This window comes from Herbaspirillum sp. GCM10030257 (genome assembly GCF_042666555.1).
Lineage (GTDB): Bacteria > Pseudomonadota > Gammaproteobacteria > Burkholderiales > Burkholderiaceae_D > Noviherbaspirillum.
This window is the reverse complement of record NZ_JBHTDH010000026.1, coordinates 24,579-42,238: the sequence shown is the minus strand read 5'-3', so window position 1 is coordinate 42,238 and position 17,660 is coordinate 24,579. Positions and strand designations below refer to the sequence as shown.

Annotated in this window: 16 protein-coding genes; 8 read left to right on the top strand and 8 right to left on the bottom strand. The window is 52.9% G+C overall.

The window, feature by feature from the left end; translation table 11 throughout:
- Positions 1-8: 8 nt before the first annotated feature.
- Together ACFQUU_RS24270 and ACFQUU_RS24265 are read right to left on the bottom strand one after the other, a co-directional pair.
- Positions 9-764, bottom strand: coding sequence for an SDR family oxidoreductase (locus ACFQUU_RS24270; protein WP_382250699.1), 756 nt, complete (start codon positions 762-764; stop codon positions 9-11).
- A 5-nt stretch (positions 765-769) separates the two neighbouring features.
- A complete protein-coding gene (locus ACFQUU_RS24265) occupies positions 770-1,732 on the bottom strand; it encodes a tripartite tricarboxylate transporter substrate binding protein (RefSeq protein WP_382250698.1) in 963 nt (320 codons plus the stop codon).
- A 183-nt stretch (positions 1,733-1,915) separates the two neighbouring features.
- Here ACFQUU_RS24265 and ACFQUU_RS24260 point away from each other — a divergent pair, with 183 nt between their 5' ends.
- Positions 1,916-2,689, top strand: a complete 774-nt coding sequence (locus tag ACFQUU_RS24260; protein WP_382250697.1) for an IclR family transcriptional regulator — start codon at positions 1,916-1,918, stop codon at positions 2,687-2,689.
- 32 nt (positions 2,690-2,721) lie between these two features.
- On the opposite strand, the gene ACFQUU_RS24255 is transcribed toward ACFQUU_RS24260, so the two are convergent.
- From ACFQUU_RS24255 to ACFQUU_RS24245, 3 genes are all read right to left on the bottom strand, one after another.
- Positions 2,722-3,753 carry a YeiH family protein gene (locus tag ACFQUU_RS24255; protein ID WP_382250696.1) on the bottom strand — a complete coding sequence of 344 codons (1,032 nt, stop codon included), beginning with the start codon at positions 3,751-3,753 and terminating at the stop codon, positions 2,722-2,724.
- 84 nt (positions 3,754-3,837) lie between these two features.
- Positions 3,838-4,821, bottom strand: coding sequence for a Bug family tripartite tricarboxylate transporter substrate binding protein (locus ACFQUU_RS24250; RefSeq protein WP_382250695.1), 984 nt, complete (start codon positions 4,819-4,821; stop codon positions 3,838-3,840).
- A 44-nt stretch (positions 4,822-4,865) separates the two neighbouring features.
- On the bottom strand, positions 4,866-5,942 hold the full coding sequence (locus tag ACFQUU_RS24245; RefSeq protein ID WP_382250694.1) for a TauD/TfdA family dioxygenase: 1,077 nt from the start codon (positions 5,940-5,942) through the stop codon (positions 4,866-4,868).
- 104 nt (positions 5,943-6,046) lie between these two features.
- On the opposite strand from ACFQUU_RS24245, the gene ACFQUU_RS24240 reads away from it, so the two are divergent.
- Positions 6,047-7,006 (top strand): LysR family transcriptional regulator, encoded by a 960-nt coding sequence (locus ACFQUU_RS24240; RefSeq protein WP_382250693.1) that lies wholly within the window; start codon positions 6,047-6,049, stop codon positions 7,004-7,006.
- Between the two features lie 61 nt (positions 7,007-7,067).
- On the opposite strand, the gene ACFQUU_RS24235 is transcribed toward ACFQUU_RS24240, so the two are convergent.
- A complete protein-coding gene (locus tag ACFQUU_RS24235) occupies positions 7,068-8,438 on the bottom strand; it encodes a pyridoxal phosphate-dependent decarboxylase family protein (protein ID WP_382250692.1) in 1,371 nt (456 codons plus the stop codon).
- 523 nt (positions 8,439-8,961) lie between these two features.
- On the opposite strand from ACFQUU_RS24235, the gene ACFQUU_RS24230 reads away from it, so the two are divergent.
- From ACFQUU_RS24230 to ACFQUU_RS24220, 3 genes are all read left to right on the top strand, one after another.
- Positions 8,962-9,234: a hypothetical protein gene (locus ACFQUU_RS24230; RefSeq protein WP_382250691.1), complete on the top strand. Its 273-nt coding sequence runs from the start codon at positions 8,962-8,964 to the stop codon at positions 9,232-9,234.
- A 66-nt stretch (positions 9,235-9,300) separates the two neighbouring features.
- On the top strand, positions 9,301-10,098 hold the full coding sequence (locus tag ACFQUU_RS24225; RefSeq protein WP_382250690.1) for an alpha/beta fold hydrolase: 798 nt from the start codon (positions 9,301-9,303) through the stop codon (positions 10,096-10,098).
- Positions 10,099-10,611: 513 nt separating this feature from the next.
- A complete protein-coding gene (locus ACFQUU_RS24220; protein ID WP_382250689.1) occupies positions 10,612-13,311 on the top strand; it encodes an EAL domain-containing protein in 2,700 nt (899 codons plus the stop codon).
- Between the two features lie 166 nt (positions 13,312-13,477).
- Here the strand turns inward: ACFQUU_RS24220 and ACFQUU_RS24215 are convergent, their stop codons facing one another.
- Together ACFQUU_RS24215 and ACFQUU_RS24210 are read right to left on the bottom strand one after the other, a co-directional pair.
- The gene (locus tag ACFQUU_RS24215) at positions 13,478-13,927 is read right to left on the bottom strand and encodes a cache domain-containing protein (RefSeq protein ID WP_382250688.1); all 450 of its coding nucleotides are present in this window, start codon (positions 13,925-13,927) and stop codon (positions 13,478-13,480) included.
- Positions 13,928-14,079: 152 nt separating this feature from the next.
- Positions 14,080-14,967 (bottom strand): LysR family transcriptional regulator, encoded by an 888-nt coding sequence (locus ACFQUU_RS24210; protein WP_382250687.1) that lies wholly within the window; start codon positions 14,965-14,967, stop codon positions 14,080-14,082.
- Positions 14,968-15,063: 96 nt separating this feature from the next.
- Here ACFQUU_RS24210 and ACFQUU_RS24205 point away from each other — a divergent pair, with 96 nt between their 5' ends.
- Genes ACFQUU_RS24205 through ACFQUU_RS24195 form a run of 3 tightly spaced genes read left to right on the top strand, consistent with a single transcriptional unit; the run spans position 15,064 to position 17,547 of the window.
- Positions 15,064-16,218, top strand: coding sequence for a muconate/chloromuconate family cycloisomerase (locus tag ACFQUU_RS24205; protein ID WP_382250686.1), 1,155 nt, complete (start codon positions 15,064-15,066; stop codon positions 16,216-16,218).
- A 50-nt stretch (positions 16,219-16,268) separates the two neighbouring features.
- Positions 16,269-16,547, top strand: a complete 279-nt coding sequence (catC, locus tag ACFQUU_RS24200; RefSeq protein ID WP_382250685.1) for a muconolactone Delta-isomerase — start codon at positions 16,269-16,271, stop codon at positions 16,545-16,547.
- 28 nt (positions 16,548-16,575) lie between these two features.
- Positions 16,576-17,547, top strand: a complete 972-nt coding sequence (locus ACFQUU_RS24195; protein ID WP_382250684.1) for a tripartite tricarboxylate transporter substrate binding protein — start codon at positions 16,576-16,578, stop codon at positions 17,545-17,547.
- The last annotated feature ends 113 nt before the right edge of the window (positions 17,548-17,660 follow it).

The following is a 17,660-nucleotide window of genomic DNA, read 5'->3' as shown; positions in this document are numbered from 1 at the left end:
TTAAAAAATCAGAGCATGAACATGCCGCCGTTGACATCGATGACCGAACCGTTAATGAAGCTGGCGTCTTCTGTCGCAAGGAACGTAATGGCGGCGGCTACTTCATCGGGTGTACCGATGCGGCCGACCGGTACTCTTTTCGCATAATCCTCGGCGACTGCAGCACCGGTAGTGGCTCCGAGTGGGGTTGCGATCCGTCCGGGAGCTACCGCATTGGCCGTGATTCCAAACGGACCAAGCTCGATAGCAATGTGCCTCGTCAAACCAAGCAGTCCTGCTTTCGACGCCATATAGGCCGGACCCACCGGACCAAGCGACCGCGTACGCCCGCCCGAAGACGACACATTAATGATCCGTCCCCAGCCCGCCTCTTTCATTGCCGGCAGCAACCTTTGGCACAGTCGCATCGAGGAAGTCAGGTTGACATACAAGATGCGATTCCACTCATCCATCGTCATGTCGAGTATGTTTAAAGCGACGCCGTTGTACTTGGGTGCAATGCCTGCATTGTTTACCAGAATCTGCGTAGGCCCCCATCTACGCTGACTGGCTTGTGCAATAGTATCCGCCGCGTTATCCTGGGCGATGTCTATGCATAGTGTTTCCAATCGTTCAGCGGGAATCTCCGCGCCAAGTTTGGACAGCGCCGCGTTATCGATATCACATGCAAGTACGTTTAACCCGGACGCTGTAAACCGCCTTGCTGCAGCCGCGCCGATACCAGATCCTGCCCCGGTAATCACTACCGTTTTAGGTTGCGCCATTTTCTTCAATCCTTTACCGGTTTGCCAAACTTTTTAATAAGCTCTTTTTCCTTCGCAAAGGTACGCTGAGCCCACTCCTTATACTCCGCAGATCCCAGGTATGAATGCACTTGGCCAAGCTGCGTCAGCATCTGCTTGTTGGGGAGTTCATCAGACGCCTTACGGAACGCGCTTTCCAGCGTTGCGACTACCTTTGGGTTCATTCCTGCGGGTCCGACAATGCCATAGGGGACTTCCGCGATCATGTTGGTACCCGCTTCCGGCAAGGTCGGAACGTCTGGGAAACGCGAAGCACGTTCCTTGGTAAAGACAGCCAGCATGCGTGCTTTTCCGGAATCGACCATAGGCGCGATGCCGCCGAGACTTGGCAACGCAAAATCCAGCTGTCCGCTGACGAGATCCTGAATCTGGTCACCATCGCCTTTATAAGGCACGGCGTTCAATTTCACGCCTTCGAGCATTGCTGCGTTTTCCATGATGAGGTGCATGCTTGAATTGAAGCCGGCGTTTCCATAACTGAGTTTTCCTGGATTTGCCCTGGCGTAGGCAAGCAGGTCTTTCCAGGTTTTGAATGGACTGTTTGCTGGTACTGCCACGACGTAGGTGTAACTCGACAGCATGCTGATATACGTGAAATCAGTCAGTGGGTCATACGCCATCTTTTGCAGGATTGGCAGACGCAAACTGGTGGGAACCACTACCGACAGTTTGTATCCGTCGGGGGGCGTTGACTTCAGAGCAGTAAGTGCTACCGATCCTGATGCACCGGATCGGTTCTCTACGATGATTGTCTGGTTAAGGTGTTTGCTCGCAAGCTGGGAAAAAGCTCGCAGATGGACATCGGTGCTGCCGCCAGGTGGAAACGGCACGATCAGAGTGATCGTTTTGTTTGGAAAATTATCGGCAAGAGCAAATGGTGCGGCTAGCAAGCCAAATGTCGCTGCGACTATTGCAAAAAACCTTCTCATTTCGTCTCCTTGTTCTCAATCGAAATTGCCTTGCGCATTGCCGCCCACGATGGTTTTCGGGCGCGAACCTGGTGTACTGATCTGCAGGCTTCACCATCATGACTTCTGTACGAAGTAGGCAAAGTACATTTAACATAGGAAGAGATCTCTTAAGCAAACCCATTTATATCGATTGTGCATATTATGAACATGAGCTTGGATGGTATTTCTGGGGCGCAAAGCATTGCTCGTGCGCTTTCGCTGCTCAAGATGTTGTCTCAGCATCATGAAAGAGGCGCCGATCTTACTGAGATGATTGCCTTAACAAGACTCAATAGGACCACTGTGTACCGCTTGCTCTGCGGACTTGCGCAGGGTGGGTATGTAGAACGGAATGAGGTCACAAAACGGTATCATCTTGGATTAAATGCCATGCAACTGGGGCTGACAGCAATGACTCGTCCGCCCATCGTAGAACGTTGTCGCCCGCTCATGCGCTCTCTTGCACGCTCGACGGAAGACACGGTATTCCTGATTGTCCGAAACGGGGACTTCGCACATTGCCTTCACCTGGAACGAGGGCCATTCCCGGTACGCGTGATGACCACCCTGACCGGCAGCTTCCGCCTTCTTGGTCTGGGAACAGCCGGACAGGCTTTACTAGCCACGCTGACCGCAGAAGAACTCAAGGCGCTCTATAACAGGCACGCTGCCGAGTACGAACGGAACGGCATGACTGAAAATCGGGTAAGGAAAATTGTGGAACGGACGCGATGTGATGGCTACTCCACCGGCATTAATCTGCTGATTCCAGGGGTACACGCGGTCGGCGTCGCATTCGAGCTTACCGAAGGCCACTATGCCGCGCTCAGTATTGCGGCAATTGCCTCACGGCTCGACGAAAAGCGCCGCAGAAATATCGCCGAAAACATCAGGTCCGAATTGAATGAGAATGGTTTCAAAGTTTTTCCCGGATAGCGCTTTCAGCCTGTTCAAGGCATAAAGCGCTATCAAAGGGCGGCCAGCGCGAGCAGGACAAATACTGCAAGCCATACCGTTTCCGCCACCAGCATTGCAATCGGACGCCAACCCAACGATGCCAATGACTGGAATGAGGTCTTTACGCCCAACGCAGCGATTGCGGTAACCAGGCATGCACGCGACACACGGTTAATTCCGGCCGCTACTTCCGGCGGAATAAAACCCGCACTATTGCAAGCCATCAGCCACACGAAACCGATCAGGAAGAAGGGCACCAAGGGTGGTGTGTCGAACTCGGTAGTGCTATTTCTCGTCGAAAAAATAATTGTCAGGCCAATGACAACCGGCACCAGACAAGCCACCCGCGTTAGTTTCACTAGCGTGGCAACATCGCCGGTGTGGTTGGACATTAAGTAACCCGCTCCGACCACTTGTGCAACGTCATGAATAGTCCCGCCGATGAAAATTCCCGCCATTGTCGGGTCCAGGTCCAGCAGTCTTGCGACAACCGGATATACAACCATTGCGATGGTCGACAACGTCGTCACACCGACCACTGTCAGTAATGTGAATTTTTCATTTTCCTTTGTCTGGGGTAGCACTGCGGCGATGGCCAACGCTGCAGATGCACCACAAATTGCAACCGCCCCCCCGGACAGCACGCCTTCGGTCGCAGGGCGCCGCAGTTTGAATGCCAGCACGTAGCCAAACAGGATGGTGATCAGCACGGCTGCGATCACAATCAAAATGGGGCGGATACCCATTGATTCAATCTGTCCGAACGTGACCCGCGCCCCGAGGAGCGCGACACCGATACGCAGTACTGTTTTACTGCAAAAATCGATTCCGGGTTTACAAGAAGCTTCCTGCGAAAGAAAGTGAAATGACAGGCCAAAAAATAACGCATAGAGCAGCTGCGGCCCGCCATAAGTATCAGAAATGAACGAGGCGGCCAGCGCGATAACGATCGCGATGGCTATGCCGGGCCAGTTTTTTCTGACAGTGGCTGGACGCCACATTGACAGCGTATCGGAAAGCCGGACAAAGACTGTCCTTAGCATTGCAATGCCTTTTGAAATGTGAGGGGACTTTCGACAAAAGAAGTACGGGCACGCCCCTCTGTCCCATGAACTAAAGAAATCGGATCAGCCTTCCACCGTGATTTTTCCCGCTTCGACGATTCCACGCCATTTCACTGTTTCTGCAGCGATCAACTTGCGGAATTCATCCGGCGTATTGATGACGTCGTCTGAACCAAAGGCGGCGATCTTTGCGCGAACGTCTGGCATGCGCCCGGCCTTCATCGTTTCTTCACTCAGACGCTTGATTACCGCATCAGGCAGACCCGCGGGAGCAAGAAGGCCATACCAGCCACGCGCTTCAAAATCAGCGATACCACTTTCCATCATTGTTGGCACGGAAGGCAGCAAAGCCGTGCGCTTTGCGGTTGTGACCGCGAGCGGGATCATACGGCCGGACTTGATATGTGCATCGACGAGGGCGAGGTTCTCGAATGCGTAAAGCACCTCGGATCCAAGCACGGCAACCACTGCGGGCGCGCCGCCCTTATAAGCGACGTGGGTCGTGGCGGTAGCGGTTTTTTGCTTGAATAGCTCACCAGCGAGATGTTGCGGCGTCCCGGCTCCCGCTGATCCATAGAATGCCTGGGCACCACTGGATTTAATACGCGAAAGAAGCTCCGATACAGTCTTGATGCCTGAATCGGCCGATGTCACTAGCACCAGAGGGGTCGCAGCGAGCAGGCTAATCGGCGTGAAATCGGTAGCGACGTCATATCCAATATTTTTATAAAGCGACACATTGATGGCCAAGGGGCCGCTTGCGCCAAGCAATAAGGTATAAGGATCGCCGCGTGATCGTGCAACGTAGGCAGTGCCGATGTTACCTCCAGCGCCCGCCTTGCTTTCGACAAGGACTGGCTGTTTTAAACTCTGTGACAGCTTGTCACCAACGAGACGCGCCAGAATATCGACGATGCCTCCAGGGGGATAGGGGCTAATTATCCGTATCGGCTTCGAGGGCCAGTCTTCAGCGGTCACAATGCCAGGTAAGCCGACAACGCCGAGCGCTGCTGCCGAGGTAAGGAATTGACGTCTTGATAGTGTCATTGTCTCGCTCCTTGTATTCTGTATTGAATGTCAGCGCGTCGGTTTCAGACCGGGTCAAGCGCAAACGTCAGCTTCGTACCTTTAACGATGATGCCACCGCGTTCCCCGGGTGTAGTCGAACCGTATCGCGTCGCAAAGACTTCTGGAAGCGGGCGTCCTTCTTTCGGCGCAAGCCAAAGACGTAACAGATGGCGCCGGCGCTCCGGTTCTGGCCAGTCTTCGAAGTCAGTGCGTGAATGAAGCAGCTGGTGATTGTGCAGGAATTGCATATCGCCCGGCCGGAATTCCATTTGCAAGTTAAGCTTCGGGTCATTGGCCAGAGTATCGAGATACGCTAGTGCTTCAATCTCGCGTTCAGTCAGACGTCGTGCCTCGGGGAACAACTCCTGCGCGCTACGAATGTACTGGCCGACATAAATCGTGGTCAGTTGACCCGCATACCAGTTAAATACCGGAATATCAAACCAGGGCTTCATGCCGTCAGGCACTTCACCCCGCCGGTCTGTCGGGAAAGGATGAAAGAGCTCGGCGACCAGATCAGGACGCTTGGCCATCATCTCGTTATACAGAGTCACCGAGCTCACAATTCGACTTTCGCCCCCGGAGCGTGAAGTCTTCAAGCAAATCAGTCCGACGATGTCACATGAATCCGTATGGTATTCGAGCTCGCGATTGGTTTGGTAATAGCGCGTCATTGGCTTGCTGATATCAGCGCCAAGGTCGCGTACATGCCCCAAAAGATGGCCTTTGGCGTTCTGTGACCGGAAGCTTCCCAGATAAGATCCAAGCCCGAGGTAGGCGATTGCAGTCTCTTCAAGGCTATAGCGATCGACCGGGAATCCACGGACGAGCACAAATCCGCGGCCATTCAGGACTTCGTTCAGAACTGTCTTCAGTCGGATGTGCAACCGTGGAAGCCAAAACGTCTCAGGCGTGATATCCCCCAAGCTGAGCCCGCTGGATTTGACTTGTCGGATTGCAGCATCAATTTCTGCAATTTCCGATTCATCAAGTTCATAAATCCAGTCATGACGGGCCGCCATCTCTGCGCCATACCAGGCCGATGGGCCATCGATATGCTGAGGAACTGCTGTTTCGTTAAAACGTTCAGGGCTGTTCATCGGGCTTTCCTTACTCATGGTAGACATCTTACGTACAAGTCTAATAACGCAGGGTAGAATCGTCCAACGAATAGTTTTAATGAATTAATAGATTCGAGCGATAAATGAATATTACCTTGAAACAACTTCGCGCCTTCACGGCGGTTGCGCGAGAACGCAGCTTTACCCGTGCATCAGAACGTCTGCACGTAACACAATCAACGCTGACTTCCTCCGTGAAGATCCTTGAGGCGGAGATCGGAATGAGGCTGCTGGATCGCTCTACTCGCTCGGTGGTGCTGACGCCACAAGGCTTATCCTTCCTGCCGGTCGCTGAACGCCTGCTGCGTGACTTGCAGGAGTCGCTGGATGAGTTGCGTCTGACCGCCAACCGTCAACGGGGGTCCGTCATCATTGCAGCCGCTGCTTCTTTCATCAATTATGTACTGGCCCCAGCCGTTGCGCAGACCGTATCAACCTATCCGGGAATTAATGTGCGCCTGTCGGAGGAGACTACCGAAAGCGTGGCGCGGCTGGTAGTCTCAGGAGAGGCTGACTTTGGGGTAACAACCTTGTTTCAGAAAACACCATCGCTGGACGCCGCGCTTTTATTGACTGACGACTACGGCGCGGTTTATTCAAAGGATCATGCCCTTGTTGGCGAAAAAGCCCCTATAACCTGGAGTCAACTTGCGCCACACACCATGGTCGGGTTACATCGCGCCAATGGTATTCGCGCGTTAATTGACATGCATTCAAAAATCGCGTCCCAGTATAAAAACCCGGCTTATGAGGTGGGCTCAATGTCCTCATTGCAGCCCTTACTGGTACAGGGGTTCGGTTATGCGGCGCTGCCGGCCCTTGCTGCGAAACCGCTGATTGCCGATGGCCTTTGCTTTAAACCGCTGATCCAGCCGACCCTTCGGCGGCGGCTTTATGTAGTGAAGAAGAAAGGACGTACGCTCTCGCCTGCCGCAACTGCACTTGTTGAGTCCATGACCGATTCGTTGGCACGCATCGAACGCGACGAGAATATAGAGGTGCTCTTTACGACGACCGAGATGCAGAACTTTCTGAGGAAATGAAAATTTGGTTAACTTCCCTGCGCATTTCTCCCGACCATGCCAATAGGCCGGAGCTGTTGCGTCAACTCGGTGATGTATGCGGCCGATGTCGTGCCGCTATCTGCAAAATCACTTCAATACTTTTTTCCACATCCGCGTCCGTCGTAGCCCAGGAAACGACACTGATCCGCATCGCTGTATGTCCCTGCCACACCGTACCGCCGCACCAGCAAGTCCCATCAGCCTGAATGTCGTCGATCACGCGCTTTGTAACTTCAGGCGTACCAAACGAGACCAGCACCTGGTTCAGCACAACTTCGTTCAGCACCTGGTATCCCGCGAAAGAAAGCGCTTCTGCAAAGCGTCGCGCATAAGCACAGGTGCGTTCAATCAGATCGGTTAATCCAAGACGCCCCAACGAGCGTAATGCAGCCCAGACCTCAACCCCGCGCGCGCGCCGCGAAAGCTCGGGCGTATAGTCCGCAGGATTACGGTATTCACTTACCGTCGGAAGATACTCCGCGGTAATCGCCATCGCAGCCCGCAAAGCGTGCGAGTCTCTGACAAACGCCATGCCGTTGTCGTACGGGACGTTCAGCCACTTGTGTCCATCGGTAGCCCAGGAGTCGGCGTCCCCTATCCCTTCAATCAGGCTGAAGCGGGACGGCGCTGCCGCAGCCCATAGCCCAAATGCCCCGTCAACGTGTACCCATGCATCGCCATCATGTGCATGTTTGCAAATCTGACGAAACGGATCGAATGCGCCCGTGTTCACGTTCCCAGCCTGCACACATACGATTGTCGGTCCAGATATTGGAGGTAGTGTCTCGCTCCGGAGGCGGCCATGCATATCGACTGGCAATGTCACGATCCGCTGACGTCCAAGACCGAGCATGCCTAATGCCTTTAGCACCGTCGGATGTACCTCTTCACCAACAATGACCGTAATGGGAGGAGCGCCAAATAATCCGTCGGCTTCCACGTTCCATCCGACTTTTGCCAGAACTGCATGCCGCGCCGCGGCGAGTGCCGTGAAATTCGCAACGGTGGCGCCAGTAACAAACGCACCGCCGCAGTCAGATGGTAGCTTCAGCACATCAAGCACCCATCTCAGTGCGATTTGTTCAATTGCGGCGGTAGCCGGAGTAACATTGTAGAGGCTGCTATTCTGATCCCACGCACTCGCAAGCCAACCGGCAGCCACGGTGGCGGGGAGCGAACCACCAATGACAAAGCCAAAGAAGCGTGGTCCAGCCATCGCCATGGTCGCCGGTGAGCCGATCTCATCCAGTTGCTGCAGAAGCAATTCCGGATTGCTTGGTTCGTCAGAGAGTGACATATCAAGCAAGGCGAGACGGGCGACTGCATCCGCATTCGGTGCGACACTTCTGGTCTTCACACCTTCGAGGTAACAAATGGCCCGCTCGGCAGTCGCTGCTAACAGTTCTCTCATGAGAAGTCTTCCTTCCTTGCCAAACAGAATATGTCCTGCCGCAAATAAACCATTGATACGCGATGTTCGCTCTTGGTGGTTCGCAAATATGGCCGGTACGCCCGAAACAATCATTGCAGGCAACTATGCAGCCGGCTCCGGGAGCCATCATTGGTTGATCAGGCACTGTCTTCCAGAGACGAGGGCAGTCATTCGATATGCATCAAACTTCGTCTTCAAATATGCTTGCAAGCTAAGAGCACCTATCAAAATGACGATGGCAAGGCGCGCCGACGAAGACAGTACAGGAGTACGGCTAGGAGTAGCAACGCGGCAAGCGGCATTTTGATAGGTGCTCTAAGTACTTGTTTGTTGAATGTTACATTGAGCGGGCTACCGATTCTTGACAGCTTCCTATGCAAGTGGCTGCCAGGCACGAAACAGTAGAACGGTCATACAGGTGATAACTGACCGTTGTGCATTTATATCGGCTCGGGAGTCCGACACGCCAGTCCTTTCCCATCAGTCACCAAGGAGACGATCCATGATTGACCAGACGCAAGTTGAATTCGCCAAGACTTTCTGGGAACAGTCTAGAACTGCTGTGCTACAGGCCCATCAAGCATGGGACATGGTAATGCGATCCCAAAAAACCATGATGGACTCGATGCGTAACGCTGGTGCGCCTTTCTCACTTGCGGCCGACCAGTTTGACAAGCTGATGGAGTTTCATGCAAATCAATACAAAGCTGCACTTGAATATATGGACAAGATGTCTGCCGAGTATCAGCAGCTCTTGGCCAAGAGTAAGACCTAACGCATAATGCATTCATCGGTCGGCTGTCCGGCCAACATTAAGCCTGATGGAGAATCCGGAGTTCTCATGACTCACCCCCAGCCCTTTCTGCGTGAAGGTGGTGCCGGCTCCAGAGTTATCTGCATTCACGCGAACGCAAGCACTTCTGCCCAATGGCGCGGCCTTATCGACCTGCTATCTCCAAACTATCACGTCATTGCGCCGGATTCTTACGGCGCTGGCAAGAGCCCTGACTGGCATTCTGACAGCGTGATTTCGCTCAGCGACGAACTTGGATTAATCGGCCCCCTCTTCACCGACACCAAGGATCCTGTTGTGTTAGTTGGGCACTCCTACGGCGCGGCTGTCGCTCTGATCGCTGCACTTTCCCATCGGGCACGCGTCCGTGCACTCGCGCTGTACGAGCCCACACTTTTTTCCCTGGTCAATGCTGACAGTCCACCACCAAACGATGCAGACGGGATTCGAAATGCGGTGCAAAGGGCAAGCGTTGCGCTCGATGACGGCAATCCGGAAGCTGCGGCCGAGGCGTTCATCGACTACTGGATGGGCGCTGGCAGTTGGGCAGGGACGCCGGAGCCTCGCAAACAGCCCATTGCTGCATCGATGAAGAACGTCCGTCGTTGGGCGCATGCCTTGATGACCGAGCCCACGCCTTTGACCGCGTTTGGCCTACTCGACATGCCGATCCTGTACATGGTCGGTGGCCGCTCGACCGCGTCAGCCCACGGCGTCGCCCGTGTGCTGTTACCGGCACTTCCTCAGGCGCGTCTTTTGCAGTTCCCTGAGCTAGGCCACATGGGCCCAATCACCCACCCCGAGGTGGTCAACGCCGCAATTGAACAGTTTCTCAAGCAAATCTGATTTATTCATCGGGGACCTTACATCGGTCACTGCGTTCCCACGAGGTTACCGGCTCAATGCCAAGCAACGGCAGGTACGGATCACCGGCCTGCTATTCGGTATGAGGCCATATCCCGGCACGCCGCAACGGCTGCCGCAGCTCTTTACTCGGATATGGCATCTCGAATCATGTCCGTGCCGCGGTCTTTAAACACAACCTGTCGACTATCCCGGCGACCGATTCGAATGAGCCTACGCCAGGCCGGCTTGGCGCTTAGCGTAAAGAAGGAGTTAAGCCAGTTCACGGAACCGTCGTAACCCTCAATCCAATCATCTTCAGCAAACCCGCCCGGCCGGTTTCGCAGCTTTTGACCTGAATTCGTGTCATAAACATTGACGGACTCTAATGTAGGTCATAACTCGAGACATGAATTTTCATGAAGCTATGTAGATAGCGAACGTACAAAATTTCATGTTTGCAATTGAAGCCTCTTATGTTTCTGGCGAGAAAGCCGCACAATGACGTGGTATCGCATGAAATTTCGTAACAGCCATTCCTGGCATTCAAATGCTGATGAGCGTGGCTTTCTGCGTCATAGCACTCCGCTTCTTATTGCCTGGATTGTCATCAGCCTCCTTATCCTGGCAATCGGATGGACTAGTTTAGAAAAAAATTTAATACATCAAAAGGAGACTGCTGAAACGGCTGCTTCGCGCCATGCTGAACTGCTGGCCGATGCATATGCCGAACGCCTGTACCGCTCGCTTCAAGCAATTGACCAAATTACGCTTTACGTGAAGCATGGTTGGGAAAAAGCTGGGACAAGCTTTCATTTGGAAAGTATTACCGAATCCGGGAATATCGCTGCGAGCGCTGGATTTTACGTCAGCATTGTCGACCGTTACGGTTTCTTATTATCCAGCACGATCATCAATCCCTTGCCCGCCAATGCGGTTAACCAAGCGTATTTCTCTCAGCAAGAACGTTCCAGAACCGACTTTCTATACATTGGATATCCCGTACAAGGGATATTCACAAATCAAACTGTTGTGCACTTCAGTCGAAAACTGATGACGGAAGACGGCACCTTTAATGGGGTCGTTCTTGTGGCAGTCGAACCGTCATTTTTCATTACACAGTTTGATGAAGGCGTGATAAATAGCAACCGTTTGTTGACTATTCTAGATACTGACAGAAGTGTTCATATCGCCCGGATTGGGGAAAGAATCTTTGACTCTACACAGCAGCCTGTCTCCAATCTCCTACCAATAAGTGGAACAAAGGGGCAAAAAATATTGCCAGGTGAGCCCTGGTTCTCAGATAAACGTAGTCGGTATGTGGCATGGCACACTACCGAAGGTTACGGAATGATCGCCTTAGCCGGCATCGATCAAGAAGAAGTCCTGGCACCATATCAAGTTCAACGTCACCGCAGCTATCTGTATGCAGGAATCGCAAGCGCACTTCTGATAGCTTTTTCATTGTTCGGTACTTTAGCCTTCGCTCGACTGCGCTGGCGTAAGCATCAATTGGACGCGATGCAGGAGACTTATCGGGCCGCTACAGAGGGCGGTCAAGAAGGTTTTTATATCGCCCGGCCGGTTGAAAATAGCAATGGCGATATAGTGGATTTCAAGATTATCGACTGTAACGAGCGTGGTGCGACGATTTTAAGACACCGGAGAGACGAACTCATTGGTAAAACCATTCGTACTGTCTACCACGGAGAAGCAGCTAAGGGCACCATGCATTTGCTAAGGCATGCACTCACTACGCGTCACTTTTCCGGTGAAATCGAGGCGCGTATCGGGGACCCGTCGGGATTATCATGGCTGTACGTAACCATATCGAAGCCTGACGGAGACCTCGCAGTTACGTTAAGAGACATAAGCGATATCAAAAAGCATGTTTCTGAACTTGAGCGTCGTAGTAATGAAGACACGCTGACGGGTTTGCCGAACCGGTTATGGATTAACAACTATCTTCCAGGCGCCCTCGAGTCAGCACAACACAGCGAACAAATGCTGGCGCTTCTATTCATTGACCTGGATGGATTCAAGTCAGTCAACGACACCATGGGGCACGAGGCGGGCGACGAACTCTTGCGCAACGCTGGCCATCGTCTCAAGGATGCCATTCGCCCTCATGACTATGTAGTCCGGATCGGTGGTGACGAGTTTGTAGTTATTGTAGAAGACATGGCGCACAAGATAGATGCGGCACACGTTGCTGATCGCATACTGAAGTCGTTCCAGGAAGCTTTTCGCTTATCCAAGGGCATGCACTCAGTTGGAACGTCGATCGGTATTAGTGTTTTTCCGGATGATGGACAAGACGCAGATACGCTTCTGAAAAATGCCGATATGGCGATGTACGCCGTTAAGACCAGCGGAAAGCGAAACTATCAATTTTTTGATGCGCATTTTGCCGAGGCAGTGCAATCGAAGCATCAATGCGAAATGGAACTTCAGTACGCACTGGAGCATGACCAGTTGATTATGTATTACCAGCCACGGGTCGATATGACGTCTGGAGAAATATCGAGTATGGAGGCATTGGTCCGGTGGGCTCATCCAACCAGAGGAGTGGTGGACCCCGCTGCTTTCATTCCTGTGGCAGAAGAAACCGGTTTGATTATTCAGCTCGGTGAACAAGTCATCGATAAGGTATGCGCTCAATTGGCATTCTGGGCACAAACAGGGCAAAAGCTGGTTCCGATATCCATCAACGTATCGCCGAAACAATTTCAGGAGATTGATGTTGCCGACACCTTAGCTTTAGCACTTTCGCGTTATCGCGTCCCGGCCAGCTTAATTGAACTGGAGTTGACCGAATCCACGATGATGGAAAACAGGCCAGCGATGGCCGAAGCACTTCATAAATTACAAGCGATGGGCGTGACCTTGTTGGTAGACGACTTTGGAACGGGCTACTCGTCGTTGTCACAACTGCAGGAGTTGGATTTTGATGTCTTGAAAGTAGACAAGGCGTTTACTGCCAGGCTTGAAAAAAGCCCTGAAGGAAAAATATTTTTCTCGGCGATTATTACGATGGCGCACTCTCTGGGAATGCGAGTTGTCGCCGAAGGGGTAGAAACGCTTGAACAGATAAAATCTTTAAAGGAATTGCACTGTGATGAGGTACAGGGCTATTTCATATCAAAGCCGCTTGCGCCTTCAGAACGACAGCAAGGTACATATGAAACTGCAGCTGAATTCGGTATTGGTAGTTGACAGTCGGGGTGCCGCTACGTCGAACCCTGAAGGCCTTCTGGCCTAGCGGTGTTTCACTCATAATAAACGGACCCGATTCAGCCCAGAGTAGCTGGCATGAGTATATGTACCTGTTGGAGACACCGAACTGGCTCTTCGATTGTCTCCCTTTCACAAGGACGCGGCTTTACTTCTTGTATATTCCTGCACCCACGACAAGATCCTCGATTTTCTCAACGTAGGTTGACTTGTTGTCGATCGCCTTTGTGCTGGGGTTCACCCATTTATAATCGACCCAACCGTTACCTTTGGCTTTAGCAAGATCGGTGTACTCTTTGACGAAAAGTTTACCGTCCGCGTCCTTGAGATCCATTAGATTTTTACCGATCAACTTTGAATTCGCTCCGTGCGCAACCATCTTGCCTTGCATATCGCTCACGAAAATATACAACTCACCCTTTGCAAAATTACCAGCCGGGTTATTGAAGTCTGCGAAAGCTTTTTCCTTGCCATTTTCCTTAATGTACGCAACTGCTTTTTTTACCATTGCTGTTGCATTGGCTGCATCGTCAGCAAGCGCCTGGGTTGAGATAGCGAACGCAGTCAACGCGAAAGTCGCGTATTTCAGAATGGCCATACAAGTCTCCTTAATTTACTTTTAAGTTATTTCGCAAATCATTTCTGCAAAGAAATATTACTTGGTAATCGGCCTTGAGTCACTCATCATTTCTTGGCGATGTATAACTACAACAAACCTGGCGAAATTGCTTACGGACGTCGATCCGAATCTCATTTAGCAGCTTTATATTCGTTCACAAATTGAAAAAACCGGACAAGCTCCCGTGACGCGTCATCGGCGCGAAAATTCATGATAATTGGCGATGTGACGCCCGCATCTGAAACCGGACGGTAGACGACATCATCCCGTCGCAAGCGCTGGACGGAACTTGGGACCAGCGTTACGCCAATTCCTGCAGCAACCAGACCAATGGCAGTCTGCATTTCGTTAGCCTCCACAACTGAGCCCAGATTGAGTCCGTGTGAGCGGAAATGCTGCAATACATGATCTGCGTAACTGGGGCGCGGCTTGGCGGGATAGAGGATAAAAGGCTCTGTTGCGAGCCGCTTCAGACTAAGACGCGCATGCCTTAATAATGAATGGCGCAATGGCAGGGCCACGACGAGTGGTTCATCTTCAATAACGTCGCATACCAGCTCTGGATCGTTGAGTATAAGTCGCCCGATACCAACGTCAATCCTCCCTGCTTTCAACGCTTCGCTTTGTTCAATGGTGGTCATTTCCGACAGGATGACTTCCACGCCGTTACTTGCCTTGCGGTAGCTGCGAATCAGCTCGGGAAAAAATCCATACAGTACCGAAGGAACAAATCCAATGCCGAACCAGCGGTGCCGACCTTGACCGATCCGAAGTGTCGCTTGCTGAATTTCATCGATTCTGGCAAGTACCTGTATGCATTGCTGAAGGAAAAACGATCCCGCCTTGGTCAAGGCCAGCGGCCTGGCCGTGCGGTCGATGAGCTGCACACCTAGCTCATCCTCGAGTTGACGTATCTGGCGTGACAGCGGCGGCTGTGCGATATGCAACAGCTCTGCCGCACGGCTGAAGTTCAGGGTCTTTCCTACTGCTTCGAAATAACGTAAATGCCGCAGTTCCACGATACCTCCAAGGTATAGCACGGTAGCTAAATGATATTAGACGCAGGTTGCCGTAAAACTTACCATTAGCTCGTCAATCTCGTCATTTATTTAAAAATGCTCAACAAATCAGAACGCCCTTGTATTACGGCACTTGAGGCAATTATCGTCGACCTTCCGACTATTCGTGAACATCGCCTGGCGATGACGACGATGAACCGGCAGACGCTGGTGATTGTGCGTCTGCGCTGCGACGATGGCATTGAAGGCATAGGTGAGGCGACCACCATTGGCGGTCTCAGCTACGGCGACCAAAGCCCCGAATCGATCAAGCTAACGCTTGATCACTACATCAGCCCGCTGGTCATCGGCATGGATGCCACGAGCACGAATGCCGTGCTGGCTAAAGTCGAATTGTCCGTACAAGGAAATGCACTCGCAAAATCCGCGCTGGAAACTGCCTTTCTGGATGCTCAGGGGAAGCGCTTGGGCGTACCGGTGCATGTTCTGCTGGGCGGTGCTGTGCGCAATTCCCTACCCGTTCTCTGGACGCTGGCCAGCGGCGACAGTGCCCGTGATATCGAAGAAGCCAAGCAACTGCTTGAGAGCCGCCGCCATAAGGTCTTCAAGCTCAAGATCGGCAAACGCAGTCCGCGCCAGGACATCGAACACGTGGCAGCCATTAAAAACGCTCTGGGCGACCGCGCCGAGATTACCGTGGATCTTAATCAGGCCTGGAGCGAAGCAACTGCTGCGCGGCATATTCCTGACCTGCAGGCTGCCGGTGTGATGCTCGTCGAACAGCCCATTGCACGCGACAATCGGCGAGGCATGGCGCGGCTCGCGCAGATGTTCAACATTCCTATCATGGCGGACGAAGCGGTTAGCAGCCCCGCCGACATGTTCGACTATGCGAGCGATGGCGCCGCAGATATCGTCGCGCTCAAAATTGCGAAATCAGGAGGGCCGTTGAGCGTTGTCCGTACGGCAGCAGTTGCCGACGCAGCGGGAATAGGCTGCTATGGAGGCACGCTGCTGGAAGGTACCATCGGAAGCATTGCATCTGCGCATGCATTTGCTGCCTGCCGAAAAATGGAATGGGGAACGGAATTGTTCGGTCCCCTGCTGTTGAAAGACGATATCGTCGTCGAGCGTGCATCGGTTGTCGATTTCGAGCTCGCCGTGCCTGATGCGCCGGGTCTCGGCGTCGCCATCGATGAAGACAAGCTGGCCCATTACAGGCGAGACAAGACTCGCACCACGGTCGGATGAGGAAAGTCTGCCACGCACGCCGCCACAATCAATGACAGAAAGGAAGAACCATGCTGTTCCTAGTCCGGATGGATGTCTTGTTGCCGCCCGATATGCCGTCGGCCATTGCCGAAGATATCAAGGCGCGCGAGAAGGCCTATGCGCAAGATTTGCAACGCAGCGGCAAGTGGGTTCACTTGTACCGCGTCGTCGGCGAATACGCAAACTACAGTATCTTCGATGTCGAGTCGAATGACGAACTTCATGGCTTGCTGTCTTCACTTCCCCTGTTTCCATATATGAAGATCAAGGTCACCCCACTGGCAAAGCATCCTTCGTCCATCGTTTAACCGAACCACCAGAATTGCAGGAATAAAAATGAAGCATTCCCTCATTAAAGCCCTTTTCGGCGGTGTGATACTGAGCACCGCATTCTCCGTCGCAGCCGACGATATCTATCCGAGCAAGACCATTAAGTGGGTGGTGCCATTCACACCCGGCGGCGCGATGGATACCATGGCCCGTACATTGGGCGACAAAATGTCGCAAAGCATGAAGCAGCCGATCGTTATCGAGAACCGTCCAGGTGCCGGTGGCGTCATTGGCTCGACCATGGTCGCCAAGTCCGAGCCGGATGGCTACACCATGATGATCGTATCCATCGGACATGCGGTGAATCCCAGCCTGTATCCCAAGCTTTCCTACGACCCCATCAAGGATTTCGAACCGGTCAGCCTGGTAGGTGTCGTACCGAACATACTGGTGGTCAATCCTTCAGTCAAAGCGAACAATGTGGTCGAACTGGTCGCCTTGGCGAAACAGCAACCGGGCAAACTAACCTTTGCTTCAGCTGGCAGTGGCACCACCATCCATCTGGCCGGCGAATTGTTTGCTTCCATGGCCAATATCGATATTCTTCACGTTCCCTACAAAGGCAGTGCACCGGCAGTCACCGATCTCATGGGGCGTCAGGTCGATATGATGTTTGACTCGGTGTCGTCCGCCAAGCCATATATCGACTCCGGCCGTCTGAAGCCGCTGGCAGTCACGACCAACAAGCGTTCCAGTGTCCTGCCGAATGTACCGACCGTTGCGGAGGCGGGCCTCAAAGGTTATGAACTCAATGGCTGGTATGCCGTGTTCGTGCCGGCGAAGACGCCACAGCCCATCGTCAACCGGCTCAACGAAGAACTTGTGAAAGCGCTGAAGCAGCCCGAGGTCAAAGCACGATTCACACAAATCGGTGCCGAGCCGGTCGGCTCTACGCCTGCGGAACTTGCCCAGTACCTGAAGTCGGAAACGGCAAAATGGGCAGAGATTGTCCGTGCCCGTAATATCAAGGCCGACTGAGCGATGCTTCCAGTCTCGTTGATTGAAGGCAGTCGCCCGGTACACTGGGATTAGGGGATTAGACGCTGGACGCTGAAGTGGTTTAAGTTCACTTCAGCCATGGTCCGCGTGGC